The 13,759-nt window shown below is 65.7% G+C and carries 15 protein-coding genes and 1 pseudogene; 9 read left to right on the top strand and 7 right to left on the bottom strand.

Annotated features, from left to right (window positions below):
- The first annotated feature begins 126 nt into the window (after window positions 1–126).
- On the top strand, window positions 127–888 hold the full coding sequence (locus AC5Y39_RS15030) for a VOC family protein (protein ID WP_500019175.1): 762 nt from the start codon (window positions 127–129) through the stop codon (window positions 886–888).
- Here the strand turns inward: AC5Y39_RS15030 and AC5Y39_RS15025 are convergent.
- A complete protein-coding gene (locus AC5Y39_RS15025) occupies window positions 866–2,566 on the bottom strand; it encodes an NAD-binding protein (RefSeq protein WP_500019177.1) in 1,701 nt (566 codons plus the stop codon). The genes AC5Y39_RS15030 and AC5Y39_RS15025 overlap by 23 nt on opposite strands.
- Before the next feature lie 11 nt (window positions 2,567–2,577).
- The gene (locus AC5Y39_RS15020; RefSeq protein ID WP_500019179.1) at window positions 2,578–3,018 is read right to left on the bottom strand and encodes a cupin domain-containing protein; all 441 of its coding nucleotides are present in this window, start codon (window positions 3,016–3,018) and stop codon (window positions 2,578–2,580) included.
- A 44-nt stretch (window positions 3,019–3,062) separates the two neighbouring features.
- Here AC5Y39_RS15020 and AC5Y39_RS15015 point away from each other — a divergent pair, with 44 nt between their 5' ends.
- A complete protein-coding gene (locus AC5Y39_RS15015; protein ID WP_500019181.1) occupies window positions 3,063–3,485 on the top strand; it encodes a hypothetical protein in 423 nt (140 codons plus the stop codon).
- Window positions 3,486–3,501: 16 nt separating this feature from the next.
- On the opposite strand, the gene AC5Y39_RS15010 is transcribed toward AC5Y39_RS15015, so the two are convergent.
- From AC5Y39_RS15010 to AC5Y39_RS14990, 5 genes are read right to left on the bottom strand one after another with little or no spacing between them, the layout of a single operon-like run.
- Window positions 3,502–4,296, bottom strand: coding sequence for an adenylate/guanylate cyclase domain-containing protein (locus AC5Y39_RS15010; RefSeq protein WP_500019184.1), 795 nt, complete (start codon window positions 4,294–4,296; stop codon window positions 3,502–3,504).
- A 2-nt stretch (window positions 4,297–4,298) separates the two neighbouring features.
- Window positions 4,299–5,633, bottom strand: coding sequence for a hypothetical protein (locus AC5Y39_RS15005; protein WP_500019186.1), 1,335 nt, complete (start codon window positions 5,631–5,633; stop codon window positions 4,299–4,301).
- The gene (locus tag AC5Y39_RS15000) at window positions 5,630–6,022 is read right to left on the bottom strand and encodes a hypothetical protein (protein ID WP_500019188.1); all 393 of its coding nucleotides are present in this window, start codon (window positions 6,020–6,022) and stop codon (window positions 5,630–5,632) included. Before AC5Y39_RS15000 ends, AC5Y39_RS15005 begins: the two co-directional genes overlap by 4 nt.
- Window positions 6,019–6,174 (bottom strand): hypothetical protein, encoded by a 156-nt coding sequence (locus AC5Y39_RS14995; protein WP_499906622.1) that lies wholly within the window; start codon window positions 6,172–6,174, stop codon window positions 6,019–6,021. The genes AC5Y39_RS15000 and AC5Y39_RS14995 overlap by 4 nt, the downstream gene beginning before the upstream one ends.
- The gene (locus AC5Y39_RS14990) at window positions 6,171–8,039 is read right to left on the bottom strand and encodes a hypothetical protein (protein ID WP_500019190.1); all 1,869 of its coding nucleotides are present in this window, start codon (window positions 8,037–8,039) and stop codon (window positions 6,171–6,173) included. Before AC5Y39_RS14990 ends, AC5Y39_RS14995 begins: the two co-directional genes overlap by 4 nt.
- A gap of 136 nt (window positions 8,040–8,175) precedes the next feature.
- On the opposite strand from AC5Y39_RS14990, the gene AC5Y39_RS14985 reads away from it, so the two are divergent.
- From AC5Y39_RS14985 to AC5Y39_RS14955, 7 genes and pseudogenes are all read left to right on the top strand, one after another.
- Complete coding sequence (locus tag AC5Y39_RS14985) at window positions 8,176–8,862, top strand: GAF and ANTAR domain-containing protein (protein WP_500019193.1); 687 nt, start codon at window positions 8,176–8,178, stop codon at window positions 8,860–8,862.
- 230 nt (window positions 8,863–9,092) lie between these two features.
- Complete coding sequence (locus AC5Y39_RS14980) at window positions 9,093–9,425, top strand: WXG100 family type VII secretion target (RefSeq protein WP_500019195.1); 333 nt, start codon at window positions 9,093–9,095, stop codon at window positions 9,423–9,425.
- Between the two features lie 4 nt (window positions 9,426–9,429).
- The gene (locus AC5Y39_RS14975) at window positions 9,430–11,010 is read left to right on the top strand and encodes an Rv0964c family protein (RefSeq protein WP_500019197.1); all 1,581 of its coding nucleotides are present in this window, start codon (window positions 9,430–9,432) and stop codon (window positions 11,008–11,010) included.
- A gap of 5 nt (window positions 11,011–11,015) precedes the next feature.
- Complete coding sequence (locus AC5Y39_RS14970) at window positions 11,016–11,618, top strand: hypothetical protein (protein ID WP_500019199.1); 603 nt, start codon at window positions 11,016–11,018, stop codon at window positions 11,616–11,618.
- A 26-nt stretch (window positions 11,619–11,644) separates the two neighbouring features.
- Window positions 11,645–12,070 (top strand): ankyrin repeat domain-containing protein, encoded by a 426-nt coding sequence (locus tag AC5Y39_RS14965; RefSeq protein WP_500019201.1) that lies wholly within the window; start codon window positions 11,645–11,647, stop codon window positions 12,068–12,070.
- A gap of 347 nt (window positions 12,071–12,417) precedes the next feature.
- A complete protein-coding gene (locus tag AC5Y39_RS14960; RefSeq protein ID WP_500019203.1) occupies window positions 12,418–12,789 on the top strand; it encodes an ankyrin repeat domain-containing protein in 372 nt (123 codons plus the stop codon).
- A gap of 547 nt (window positions 12,790–13,336) precedes the next feature.
- Window positions 13,337–13,759, top strand: a pseudogene (locus AC5Y39_RS14955) (IS21 family transposase); the annotation flags it as partial.

Here is a 13,759-nt window from a genome sequence, read left to right as displayed (position 1 = left end):
CGCGAGCGTGCGCGTCTGCACGGCGACACGCCGAGAACCACGCGCAACAGTGCGCGCTCGCGGGGCACGAGCGATGAGTTTCTGCGCAAGCGGCAGTCAACACCGGCGAGCTGAAAGGAGACTCACATGACCCTCGCACCGCTTGGCGCACCGATCTGGATCGACCTTTCGTCGTCGAATGTCGATCGCGCCCAGGAGTTCTACGGCGCCGTTTTCGGCTGGACGTTCGAATCGCCCGGCCCCGACTACGGCGGCTACATCAACGCAGCCAAGGACGGCAAGCCCGTCGCGGGGCTGATGCAGAACCAGCCCGAATGGAACGCGCCCGACGCGTGGAACATCTACTTCCACACCGCCGACATCCACAAGACCGCCGAAAGCGTAAGCAGCGCAGGCGGTTCCGTGTGCGTGCAGCCGATGGAAGTCCCGGAGAAGGGCTGGATGGCGATGGGCATCGACCCGTCCGGCGCGGCGTTCGGCCTGTGGCAGCCCACCGGCCATCGCGGCTTCGAGCTGACCGGCGCGGCCGGCGGGCCGGTCTGGCATCAGCTGACCACACGCGAGTTCACCAAGGCCGTCGACTTCTACCGCACCGTGTTGGGCTGGCAGACCCGCGTCGAGCACGACACCGACGAATTCCGTTATCACACAGCGGTTTTCGACGGTCAGGACGGTCTCGGCATGATGGACGGAGCTACGATCCTGCCCGACGGCGTCCCCTCGCACTGGGTCACGTTCTTCGGTGCCGACGACGTCGACAAGACTCTGCAGCTGATCACCGAGCTGGGCGGCAGTGTGCTGCGCGCGGCCGAGGACACCCCGTACGGGCGGCTGGCGTCTGCTGCCGACCCGACCGGCGCGGTGTTCAACCTGTCTTCGCTGCGCTGATTCCGAACTGGCCCTTGCGCAGGGTGTCGAGCAGTTCGCGGTACGGCCCCACCAGGTAGGCGGTGTCGCCGGCGGTGAGCCGGGTGTCGCGGCGCGGGTGCACCGTGAACTCGCCGTCCTCTCGGCAGATGGCGATGACGCGGGTGTGGGTGGACATCTCGATCATGCGGATACCGTCGAGTTCGCTCCGAGGTTCCACCCGCACCCCGCCCACCATGAACGACCGCTGGCCGACCGAGAACGTGCCGATGACCTGAAGCCCCAGCGCCGCCCCGATGAACCACGGCGTGGCCAGCTCGACCGTGGAGCGCACGTTCGCGAACCCGAACCGGTGCGCCACCGCGGTACCGAGCGCGCGGTCGTAGACCCGCAGCACCACCGGCACGCCCGGCCGATTACCGCGCCGGCGCCACCGCGAGCCCAGAATCTCCTTGAGCACGATGCCGATCTCGATGTTCACCATGTCGTCCTGGGTGAGCACCGCGACCGCACGCGCTTCGGAAACCCGCGCGGCCTCCAGCGTCTGGCGCAGCGTCGCGTCGCCGAAGATCACCGGGACGTCCAGTGCCGCGGCCGCCGACAGGTAGCGGTTCTCGTCGTTGTTCTCGATAACGGCGACTTCGTAGCCGGCCGCCCGCAGGTCGCTGACGACGCGGATGCCGAACGACCCCAAGCCGACGACGATCACGTGGCGGCGCAGGTGCCGCACCCGCCGCCGGCCCGCCGACTGCGCGAACCGCCGCGACAGCAGCAGATCCGCGATGAACGCCACCAGGATCGCGACGGTGGTGACGCCGGCGAACATCATCACGATGCCCCACAGCCGCAGCCAGGTCGGCTGTTCGATGAAGTTGAAATCGCCGTAGCCGACGGTCGCGATGGTCTCGGTGGAGAAATACAGTGCGTCCACCCACGTCATGCCGGGGTACTGGTAGGCGAACCGCAGCATCATCGTGGAGCCCACCAGCAGCGCCAGCGTGACCGCAAGCAGCCGGTAGAACAGCGGGTTGATGTCCTCGCGCAGCATCCGCAGCCCGTCGACCATCCGCACCCACCACCGGCGTCGATAGCGGTGGTTGGTTGTCTGAGGCTCCGCCCGGATACCGCGCGCGGCCAGCTCCTCGGCGGTGCCCAACATGGCCGTCCAGTCGCCGGCCTGCACCTCGAGGTCGCGGCCCGGGCAGGCCACCACCTCGCCGGCCTGCGGGGAGGTCTCGCCTTTGATCACTGCGACGGGCGCGAGGTCGCCGAACAGTTCGCGCAGCGTGGCGTTCCGCGGCGCCTCGGTGCCGGAGACGACGAACTCGACGCCGGCGATCGTGATCGCGTGCGTGGTGCGCGACAGGCACGCTTCGACCACTGACGACGCGGCCAGGTCGGCGACGTCGAGGATGGCCCCCGGGCCGTTGCCGCCCGCGACCGCCTCCCGCAGTACGGCATTGACCAAGCGGGCCACGACGCGCACATTCGGGTTGGCTTCGCGTGCCAGCAGTGCGATCTCGAGATTGATCGCGTCGTTGTGTGCCACGCAGATGATGGCGTTCGCGTGGTCGATGCCGGCCTCGGCGAGCTCGGCGGGCGAGGCGAGCATGACCACCGACGTGCCGGCGCTGTTGAGCTCCTCGACGATTCGCATCGCCAAGGCGTCGTCGCCGCAGACGATGGTGTGTCCCCGCATTCTGGGTAAGGCTACTCCGCGGCCAACGCGAAATCCGCGTAGTCGAAGCCCGGCACCACCACGCAACTGACCAGGCTGGGCTGGTCGTCGCGGGGCCGTGCCCGCTGCCAGTATCCCGGCGGCACCAGCACTTGGGGTTCTTCGCCCGCGTCGAGGTCAGAGCCGAGCAAATGCGTTGTGGCAGTTGGTTGTACACGGCCCACATCCAGCAGCAGCGGGCTGCCGCGATGGAACATCCACAATTCCGCGCTGCGTACGGTGTGCCAGGCCGACTGCTGGCCGGGCATCAGCAGAAACAGGATCGCGGTGCCGGCACTGCGCGGGCCGGCGTAGTCGGGCGGAAGCGCGGATTCGGCAATCGTCAACTCGCTGCGCCATGTTTCGACGAACCAGCCGCCCTCGGGATGCGGCGACATGTTGAGCCGTCGAGCCCAATCCGGAATTTCCGCCATGGACGTTCACAGTAGTGCCGCGTCGACGCGCTAGGGTGCCAACCATGATCCGGCTGCGTCCCGGTTGGCTGGTGGTGCTGTTCGCGGCGGTGATCGCGGTCAGCGGATGGCTTCCGTGGCGGACCACGAACGTCAACGGCGGTGGGCATTCCAGCGCGATCGGCGGCACCGTGGGTGCGTTGTCGCCGCCGGCGAAGTTCGACGCCGGACAGTTGATCATGCTGCTGGCCTCCGGGCTCGTCGTCGCCGGCGCGATGACCGCGCGCGGACTGTCGGCGCGGATGTCCGCCGTTGCCGCCCTTGTGCTTTCGCTGTCGATCGGCGTGATGACGGCGGTGTACTACCACCAGAAGATCCATCCGCCGGTGACCGTCGGCTACGGGTTCTACATCGCAGCGGCGGCGACGGGCGCGGCGGCGCTGTCTTCGATATGGGCGTTGTTCTCGGCGCTGTCGTCGCGCCGGTGAGCCCCGAAACCGCTTGCTAAGCCGCCATTTCCACCGGATAGAGCAGATGCGTGCCCCGGAAGCCCTTGAGCTCCACTTCGCGCGGTTCGCCGACCTCCACCTCGTCGCTGACCGCCTCGAACACCGGCTCGCTGATCAGCACTTCCCCGCCGTCGGCCTGGGCCGCGACCCGCGCAGCCATCGCGACGTTGCGGCCGAACAGGTCGTCACCGCGTCGCACCGACTTGCCCATGTGGATGCCGATGCGCACGCGAATAGCCTTGCCGGACAACCGCTTCGCCTGCTTGCGCAGCGCCTGCTGAATCGCCAGCGCGCAGTTCACCGCCTCGTCGGGTCGCGCGAACGCGACCATGAAACCGTCGCCTTGGCTTTTGACGACGTGCCCGGAGTGCTTGTCCACACACTGCCGCACCAGCTTGTCGTGGCGGGCGAGCAACCGGACCCACGCCCGGTCACCCATGCTTTCGTTGAGTGCCGTCGACTCCTCGATGTCGGAGAACAAAATCACGACGTTGCCGCCGTGCGTTAGCCGCGCAAGGTCAGGCCGCTCGACCTCGGCCCAGTCGGCGAGCTCCTCGATCGAACTGCGTACCGCCGCGCCCAGCCCGCGCTCGCGGATCAGGTTCGCCGTCTGCCATACGGTCTTGACCGCCTCGCGGCCGCCGGTGATGAGCTGCTGGCGGGTGTCGACGCGCGACCTCAGTTCGTCGGCCTCGCGCCGGGTCCGCAGCAGCAGCACTGCCAGTACCGCAAGCCCCACCGCCTCCGCGACCGCGAGGCCGGCGAGTACCCACAGCAGCGCGTCAGTCATCGCTATCCGCCGAACAACAGGTACAGGCCGGTGAACGTGTAGCCGACCATCACCAGCATCATCGCCAACTGCCCGGTCAGCTGGTGTCCTTGCGGCAGGATGCGCAGCGCTTTGTCGTGGGCGGCGATCACCGCGGCGATGTGCCCGGCCACCACGAATGCGACCTTGATCGTCGCCAACACCGCCGGATGCGACGACAAGATGTACGACACCTCAGCATGGCTGAGCCACAACACATTCCAGCCGCGTCCGAGCGGATCGCCGAGCCGCACGAACGTCTCCTGTCCGCGCTCCACCAGGTAGCTGAGGTAGTGGGCGAAGATGTAGCCGACGACGATCGGGATCAGCGAGTGGGCCATCTGGCCGGGCAACGCCAGCCGCTGGCGGCGGTCGACGCCGCCGGTTGCGCACGCCGCCGCCGAAAACGTCAGCGCCACAACGGCTGCGAACACCAGCAGTCCGCACGTCTTGACCAACGTTGCCGTCAGCGCGGACCCACCGGACAGGTCGTCGACGAAGTTACGCCAGGCCGGCGTGGCGGAGAAGCTGTCGAACGCGGTCGACCCGAGCAGCACCGAGAGCACGACGACCACACCGGGACGCACAGGCAGCGACGGCAGGTGGTCGAACGGGTTGCCCACCACGATGCGCCCCGTGTCGCGATTGCGGCGAAACGGCGAAAGCCTCGATGCCACGACGCTGTACACCTCGAACGGATCGGCCCGGGCGAACCAGCGCTCACCCCAGATCTCCGCACCGATGATCATCGCGACGGCATACACCAGCAGCCACAGCTTGATGCCGTGCAGCGAGCCGGGATCGGGGCTGGCCAGCTCCAGCCAGACGAACGCGAACAACCCGAACGCGGCCGGGAAGTAGCCGAGCCGATCCGGATAGCGGGCATGGCGGAAACCGAAGAGCTGCACCGTGCGATACACCGTGCGCATCGGCGAGATCACCCGCCACACCGGGCCAAACACCAGCGACACCGCGACGACTCCCACCCACAGCAGCACGTAGAACACTCCGGGTAACGCGTTGCGGTTGTTCTGCGGACCGTAGAGCCCGCCGATCACCACCCACACCGTGAACACGAACACCACGCCCGCCGCCACCCAACGCGTCAACCGGGCATCGACTACGCGGGTCACCCAATCCGGAAGCGGCCGACCGGGTTTGGCCGGGTCGAACCGCGGCTTGCGCCACGCGAACGCCACCACTGCGAACGTGAACGTCAACGCCCAGGCGGCACCCACCAAGGCGAAGCCGAGCGGTACGGGCAGGTCGGTAGAGCCGCCGAGCCCATGTGCGAGCACGGCCTGATGGTCGGGCGTCACTGCTGAACTTGGATGGTGGCGATGGTGCGGTCCAGCTTGTGCAGCTCCACCTCGACCTGACCCGGGACGTCGACGCTGAACTGGAACGTCTGATTCGGCTTCGCGTCCACATGGAACGTGTGGTCGGGCACGGAGTGCACGTGCAGCTCGTCAACCGCATCACTGTTCACCTGCACCCGAATCGGTTGTCCCACTTTGGCTTTGAGCTGAGCGTTGGTGGGCGTGACGGTGCCCTTGCTGATCGTGACGTCGACGACCAGGCTGGGTGCGACCGGCTGTTGTGACGGCGGTGGCAACGCCGACGAACTCGGCTCACTGCTCTTCGATCCCCCGCACGCGGTGACGAGCGCGAGGGTGGTCATCAGGGCGGCGACGACTCGTGGCGTCATTCCGACTTCTCGTTCCTTTCCGAGGTGTTTTCAGGAGTTCGCCTGTCGCGCACGGCAACCCAGACGATCACCGCGACGACGGCGATCGCCGGCACGAACGCGGGGACAGCCAGGATCAGCGCATGGTGAGCGAGGACCTGCTGCACCGTCACGCCTGCGCTTTTGGTCGGTCCTCGACGTCCGCGGGTGTCTCGAATTCGCTGTTGTTGATCCGGCCGGTACCCCAGGTGAGTGCGGCGATCAGCGTCAGCGTGCAGGCCAGCACCACCAGGCAGCCGGCGAACCACAACCACGTCGGGGTGTCGGGTGTCCGTTCACGCTGCAGAATGGTGATCTCCGGCTGGAACTTCGCCACACCGACGATGGTCGGCGAATTCAGCTGGTTGGCCGAAATGCCTTCCACCGGTTTGCCGATGCCCGGGTCCGCCGCCAGATAGATCGGCACGCCCGCCATCTTCTTACCGTCCTGGATGCGCAGCAGCGTCTTCCATGACCCGTAAATCGGAACGGGCTGGTTCGAGCGGTAGTGGCCCGGCCCAAGGCGTTGCAGGCGATCGATGACGATGCCGCGGTCGTTCTCCATCTTGCCCTGCCACGACAGCAGCGACACCCACTCGGGGTCGGCGCCGACGAGGTCGGGTGGGCTGATCCGCACGTCCGCGTCCATCATCTTGTGGCCGTCGACGTTGCTGGCCTCGGTGAGCTTGATCGTGGCGAGCACGTTCGGGTCGGGGACGTGGTACTGCAGCCCGTTGGCGGTCGCTCCGCCGATGACGACGACGGCGGCGGCGACGAGCCCGATCCCGATGGGCCGCGCCGGCAGCCGCTGGCCAGTGAACACCATGCCCAGCATCGCGCCGCAGACACCGACCAAGATGGCCACCGGGACCGCCATGGCGAGCGCCTCCGGCCACATGCTCGTCGGCCACGGATACGGGTACACCGCGCCGATCCACAGCGATTCCAGCCAGAGGCCGACGGTCGCGATGCCCAGGCCGCTCACGGCGCCGAACAGCAGCGGGCGCTTGAGCAACGGTGTAAGTGCCAGCAGTTCGACGACGATCGCGGGTCCAAGGTACAGCGGGAACCAGTTGATCGGCGCGCCGAGGATGGGACCGACCACCAAGGAGACGGCACCGCGCAGTGCGATGGCGAACAACGCAGCCAGGATCGCGGCGCCGCGGCCCATCATCATTCGGGCAGCGACCAGACCCAGCGATGCGGCGGCGGCGATGAGCATCGGCTGGAAGACCAGCCGGAACTGCGGCACGCCGAAGTCGAACTCGATCTGGTACACCGACATGCCGATGACGATGCCGCCGAAGCCCAGGTACTGAACGGCCTTGAGGCCCAACCCCTCCTCGGGGGGATTGTCGCGGGTGGCCATCCGGCCCTCGTACTCGAGCAGCAACGCGGCAATGGTCGAGAACCCCGCACCGCCGATCATCATGAGATGGGTTGGGCCCCAGAGCGTTACGTCTTGGCCGAAGATGCGGTGCCAGATGTCGTCGAGCGGGAAGCCGAGCAGCGCGTACATGCCGCAGCCGGCCATCAACACGCCGCCGACGGGGGCGTACCAATTGCGTGTGATCTTGATGGCGGCCGGGCTGGGTTTGTCGTAGGGCAGCACCACGGCCAGCATCCCTGCTACAAACAGCAAGAACAGGCCAAAGAGGATGAAGTAGTGCGCAGGGTTGGCCAGCGGCCCGGCGTCGCGACCGTTGCCGATATGCCAGCTGACGTCCCAGATGAAGCCGAACAGTGCACAGATGATGGTCGAGATGAACAACGCGATCGGCAGCGCGACCCATGGCGGGCGCTTGAACCGACGGCCGAAAGCGTCGGCTAGCCGAGCAAGCCAGGTGATTTTGCGCGTACGGTGCATGTAGCCGATCCACAGCAGAACTGCGAATACGACGGCCGCGCCGACGCTCAGACCGATGACTTGGTCGAGGGCAGCCCCGCCACCCTCAGAGGTCGCAGCAAGTATCGACATGTCCATTGACTCCCCGTTCATTGCCACACCGACGAGTATGGCTTACCAAGTACCGCCGGTAACAGGTCTTGAAACCACTTCACAGCGGACTGATCGTGTGCGAGCGCTGATTAGCGGGCGCGTAAATTAAGTGGAAACGAGGCACGAAGGACAGCAGATGATCGAGCAAGATGGGCGGACGCTGGCCATGAAGATGGCCGAGCTGGCCCGCCGGGTCGCAGTGCCCAGCAGCGTCGAAGACGTCCTGTCCGGCGTGACGGCCACGGCGATCGAAACCATTCCGGGGGTCGACGCCGCCGGCGTCCTGATCATCACCAAGGGCGGCAAGGTGGAATCCCACGCCGGCACCTCGCAGCTGCCGCAGGAACTGGACCGGCTGCAGGGTGAACTCGGCGAAGGGCCGTGCCTGGAGGCTGCGATCGACGAGCTGATCGTGCGGACCGACGACTTCAAGGAAGAACACCGGTGGCCGCGGTACTCGCAGGCGGTTCTGGAGATGGGCATCCGCAGCAGCCTGTCGTTCAAGCTTTACACGAGCACCGACACCGCGGGCGCGCTGAACCTGTTCGCGTTCGAGCCGAACATGTTCGACGCTGAGGCCGAAGCGATCGGCTCGGTGCTGGCCGCACACGCCGCCGCGGCGATCCTGGCCAGCCGGCGCGGCGAGCAGCTGGAGTCAGCGCTGACCAGTCGCGATCTGATCGGCCAGGCCAAGGGCATCATCATGGAGCGCTACAAGGTCGACGCGGTGCGCGCCTTCGACATGCTGAGGGAGCTGTCGCAGACCAGCAACACGAAGCTGGTGGACATCGCGCAGCGGGTGGTGGACACGGCGCTGGACTGATAGCCGGTGCGCCGCATTAATTCGTTGTTCGACCCGCACTGAGAAAACTGCGTGAATACCCGTCGGTGACGCGTGGAGCCGATGATTACGGCACGAGGTTGCGCCGTCAGTCTGCGTCCGGCTTGCCGGGATATCGACAGAATCGTCGTTCATAGCAGATCTGACACGGTGCGGATTAGCGCAGCAGCAACCTGCGCAAGTGGCACAATCTTGCCTTCAAGGGGGAATTGATGTGCGAGACAATTCGAGCTCAGCCCGCCGCCATACAGGCATCCGGGGCGCGTGTCGCCGGTCATGCCGAAGAAGTGCAGGCGGTCCACACAGCTGCCGACGGGCGTATTGAAGCGGCAATGGCGGGCTGGACTGGGTTGTCGCTGGCCGCAATTAGAGCCAGGGCAGCCCGCTGGCAAGCAACAACAACCGTGTTGTCGCTGCGGCTGTCCGATCACGCAACCGCCTTGACCGAAAGCGCCCAGGCCTACGGCGCCACCGAGACCCACAATGCCCAGACGCTCGCCGAAGTGGCCGCCCGGCCTGCGCCGTCTTCGGTATCGAGGCTCTAAAGCCGTGCCCCTGACGATCGCCGATATTGAATGCTGGGATCCGCTGGCGGTGCGCGAGGTATTCCACGCCGCCACCGCCCGCGGCAACACCGCCCTTGACGCCGCCGAAGGACTCGATCAGCTGCCTGCCTTCCAGACGTGGGGCGGCACCGCAGCTGACGCTGCCCGCGACGCTATTGGCCGTACCCGCGTCGACCTCGACGCCCACGGCACCGAAGCCTTGGCTGTCGCCAAAGCCGCGGACATCGCCGCGGCTGATATTGAGCGCATCAAGGACCAGCTGGAGCGGCTGAAAGAAGCTGCCCACCATGCCCGCTTGGAGATCGATCCGCTGACCGGCCAGGTCGTGCCCGGACCGGGCTACCATGCGCGAAACCCCTTCAACGCGATGGCCCAAATCGAGCTGCAGGCAGCCGTCGACGGGCTGATCGCCGATGCCAATCGGGTGGACGCTGAGCTGGCGAGCGCGATCCAGATGGCCGACGGACAAGCACCCATCCCGGAAGCGCCGTCGGGCAATTCGCTGTCTGACCAACAGATTCGGGACATGGTCGCTGAGATGGTCGACGGCCAGGACCTCAATGGCCCTGAGGCGCAACAACTCTCAGAGCGGCTGCATCAGGAGCTCAGGCAAGCATCGGCGGAAGGTTTGACCGCCGACCAGGCCTACGCCAAGGCCGAAGACTTCGCCTCGATGTACATGATGAACCTGCATCGGTCATATGTGCGTAAGGCGACGCGGCTGGGTACTTTCGCCGACACTAAACGAACCACAAGCGGCGATCTGATAACCCCGCAACGCCGAATCATCCCGGCCGCCCGGGACGCTGCCGGTGAGCTGATCTGGGTCGATAAGATGACCGGCCAGCGCGTTCCAGCGGGTACGCCGGATGCGATGACGGTGCCTGAACGCGGCTTCTACCATCTCGGTCACAAGTACGGCTACGAGAACTGGCGGGTCTTGCGGCAGGCGGCTGAAGAGGGCTGGACCCAAGGCGAACTCAACGATTTCATGAACCGCCACGGCTTGTACGAGGTGTCGAGCCCTGCGGACAACCTGAGCCACCGCTATGAAGACAGCTCACCGTATGCACCTAATCCGGAGTGGACACCTGAGCGTCTGAGAAACGTGTTGCCGACGCCGGAGGCCGTGCCGGGCACGGCGGCGCCAGTGGGTGCCCCGCAATCACCGGTGTCATCGCGGTTGCCCGCGCCCTCGATCGCCCCGTCGCCCGGTGCGGCCAGTGCGCCGATGATTTCGCCGCCACCGGATCTCACGCTGCCGCCACATCCGGCCAATTCGCTTCCGCCGTTCCTGCAGCCGTCGATCCAGCCGGGCTACACCGCCAGTCCGGCACCAACCGATCCGTTTATGAACTGGCTGCCGATGGACACCGGCGGTCTCCCTGCGCCGACCGCACCAACACCTCCTCCGGCACCGGCACCGTCGTCGTCCGGGTTTTCGCTTCCGACCCCCAACATCGGCCTGCCGCCACCACCGACACCGGATGAGGCGGCGGCCGGCACGGCCACCGCCGGTGGTGTGGCGCTGTTGCTGCTCATCGGGGCACTGTGTCTGGCGTGATGCCAATGATCGAACCCGGCCACGCCCCCACCACCATGCCAAGGTCACTCGTCGAAATCATTGATGAGCAGGTGAATAACTTGACTTTGATTTCCTCCGACGAGCTGCAGGACTGGTTGAGCAGCCTGCCGCTGCCACGCGGCTGGCAGACCGGGCGGATCGAGGGGGCCGGCAGCGGGCAGCCATCGCGGGTCGCGGTCTACGGGCAGCGGCCGGACGGCGGCTGGGACGGCTGCGAGACGCTCACCGTCTACCGCTTCAGCGGGCCCCCGCCCATCACGGCCATCATGACGCACACCGACTGCACCTTGCGCGACCTGGGAGCGGACAGCGTCACCAACTACCGGCTCGGCCTGCCCGAGACGAAAGGTGTTGCCGCTGCACGCAGTAGCGGCTATTTCAGCGCGGCCGGACGGCGCGTCTGGGCCCAGTACAGCACCTACATCCGCGGCGAGCGCGCGCCATTCGACGGGCTGCTGATCTACCAGACGCTAGTTGTTGCGGCCGACCGCCGCGGCCAGCTCCGCGACGACATCGCCGAGCTGGGCGACGCCGTGCACACGGCGTTTCTCGCCAACCTCGCTACCGTCGACGACGTATATCACTGACACAGTAAATTCGGAGGTGCTTCGCGATGGCCCGTAGCGGCAGGCCGCCCAAGATCGATCCGATGAAACCGATCCATAAGGCCGTGTTGAACAACGACGTTGACACCTTCGCCGTCGAACTGGCGGCCGGAAACTACATCAACGCGCCGGGCCCGGAACGAAAGACACCGCTACACATCGCCGCCGACTACGGCCGTATTGATTTTGCAAAAGCGCTGCTGGACAAGGGAGTCGACATCGATCCGCTCGATGTATGGGGAAATACGCCGCTTTCGATAGCTGTCTACAACTACGATAAGACCGTCCCACCCGGGGCTATCATCCGGCTGTTACTGGACCATGGCGCCGACCCCAACCGTGTAAAAGGGGATATCACACCACTCGAACTCGCCAAGATGATCGCCGGCTTCCCCGAGGACCTGATTGAGCTGCTCGAACAACACGCGCGCTAATAGGGTGCCCGCGGATTGCTACACCCTCACAGCGAACTCCGAGGTTGTGGGGTCATCGAAGTCCTCGCACGCTCGGTCCGTGACCCGCACCTTCGGCTCATCGAGCAACTCCAAGTCCCGGGCGCTTTGCTGTCAGGCTTCGTGCTCAACGTCAGGCCGACGTGGTGGCCGAAATCACGATAGTCGCAATTGTGGCGATCAAGCTATTTCCGCTGAGCCATCTGCTCTGTCGTCCTCCTTAGAGCCAAATTCGCCGCGCTGGGCGACGCCGTGCACACAGCGGTTTCTCGCCATCCCGTTGACGACGTATGTCACTGTGAGTCAGTAAAAATAGGAGGTGCTTCTCGATGGCCCGTAGCGGCAGGTCGCCAAAAATCGATCCGATGAAACCGATCCACAAGGCCGTTCTCCATAACGACGTCGACACCTTCGCCTTCGAGTTGGCGGCGGGCAACTACGTCAACGCGCCGGATCCTGAAGGTAAGACACCGCTGCGTGTCGCCGCCGACTACGGCCGTATCGATTTTGCAACAGCGCTGTTGCACAAGGGGATCGACGTCGATCCGCTCGATGTCTGGGGAAACACGCCGCTTTCCTGCGCGATTTATCGCCGCCGAACGAACTGCCCAGACGGTTCCATGATCCGTCTACTCCTCGATCACGGCGCCGACCCCAACCGCGTAGCGAGGATGTCACACCGCTCGAACTCGCCAAGATGATCGCCGGCTTCCCCGAGGACCTCGAACTGCTCGAGGAACGCGCACGTCGATGGGATCCGCGTTTCCTCGGTCTCTAGCCGTGACACGAGGTTCGTGGTCATCGATGTTCTCGTGCGCCCCGTTCGTGATCCGCACCCTCTGTTCATGCAGCAACTCGACGTCCCCGGCGCGCTTGCTGTCATGTCAAGAACCGGCCCCTGGCCCACCGCGCTATTTATCGCGTCCCTTAGATGTACTGACCACAGACGTTAGTACGGCGTGGCGTCGGCACTGTGGCGGCGAAGCGGTCGGGGAAATTCGCCGGCGGATTGGTATTGAGTCATGATGTGGCGGCCGAAGGTGAGCGCATAAGTCTTGGACGCAGCGGAAAAATCGGGGGCCGTTGGGGTGCCAGATCTGCTGGCCCGGTACGGGGTCGAGTTCACCCAGCGGCCGGCGCCTACAGCGTGTGTCAGCGGCACTTGAAAACTGACCCCGGCGCGGCACCGAATTTTGACCCCCTGGTCCGGTGGCCTGGCTTTACCCGAGCCAGGAGGACTAGAAGGGAATGTTGTCTGTGGAGGATTGGGCAGAGATTCGTCGATTGCATCGCGCGGAGGGATTGCCGATCAAGGTGATCGCCCGGGTGCTGGGGATATCCAGGAAACCGGTGAAGGCGGCGCTGGCATCTGATCAGCCGCCGAAGTATCAACGGCCGCAGCGTGGTTCGATTGTTGATGAGGTTGAGCCGCGGATTCGTGAACTGTTGCAGGCCTATCCGCGGATACCGGCGACGGTGATCGCCGAGCGGATCGGCTGGGCGTATTCGATTCGGACGTTGAGTGCAAGAGTGGCCGAGCTGCGCCCGGTATATCTGCCTCCGGATCCGGCCTCGCGCACGGCGTATGCGGCGGGGGAGATCGCTCAGTGTGATTTGTGGTTTCCGCCGATCACGCTGCCGGTCGGGTTCGGGAAGAAGCGGACCGCGGCG

It is taken from the genome of Mycobacterium sp. NGS39, assembly GCF_059812765.1.
This window is presented reverse-complemented; position numbering and strand designations above follow the sequence as displayed.

Excerpts from the sequence above, each read along its gene's own strand:
- AC5Y39_RS15030 (WP_500019175.1), top strand. The coding sequence starts at position 127 with ATGACCCTCGCACCGCTTGGCGCACCGATCTGGATCGACCTTTCGTCG.
- AC5Y39_RS15025 (WP_500019177.1), bottom strand. The coding sequence starts at position 2,566 with ATGCGGGGACACACCATCGTCTGCGGCGACGACGCCTTGGCGATGCGA.
- AC5Y39_RS15020 (WP_500019179.1), bottom strand. The coding sequence starts at position 3,018 with ATGGCGGAAATTCCGGATTGGGCTCGACGGCTCAACATGTCGCCGCAT.
- AC5Y39_RS15015 (WP_500019181.1), top strand. The coding sequence starts at position 3,063 with ATGATCCGGCTGCGTCCCGGTTGGCTGGTGGTGCTGTTCGCGGCGGTG.
- AC5Y39_RS15010 (WP_500019184.1), bottom strand. The coding sequence starts at position 4,296 with ATGACTGACGCGCTGCTGTGGGTACTCGCCGGCCTCGCGGTCGCGGAG.
- AC5Y39_RS15000 (WP_500019188.1), bottom strand. The coding sequence starts at position 6,022 with ATGACGCCACGAGTCGTCGCCGCCCTGATGACCACCCTCGCGCTCGTC.
- AC5Y39_RS14990 (WP_500019190.1), bottom strand. The coding sequence starts at position 8,039 with ATGAACGGGGAGTCAATGGACATGTCGATACTTGCTGCGACCTCTGAG.
- AC5Y39_RS14985 (WP_500019193.1), top strand. The coding sequence starts at position 8,176 with ATGATCGAGCAAGATGGGCGGACGCTGGCCATGAAGATGGCCGAGCTG.
- AC5Y39_RS14980 (WP_500019195.1), top strand. The coding sequence starts at position 9,093 with ATGTGCGAGACAATTCGAGCTCAGCCCGCCGCCATACAGGCATCCGGG.
- AC5Y39_RS14970 (WP_500019199.1), top strand. The coding sequence starts at position 11,016 with ATGATCGAACCCGGCCACGCCCCCACCACCATGCCAAGGTCACTCGTC.
- AC5Y39_RS14965 (WP_500019201.1), top strand. The coding sequence starts at position 11,645 with ATGGCCCGTAGCGGCAGGCCGCCCAAGATCGATCCGATGAAACCGATC.
- AC5Y39_RS14960 (WP_500019203.1), top strand. The coding sequence starts at position 12,418 with ATGGCCCGTAGCGGCAGGTCGCCAAAAATCGATCCGATGAAACCGATC.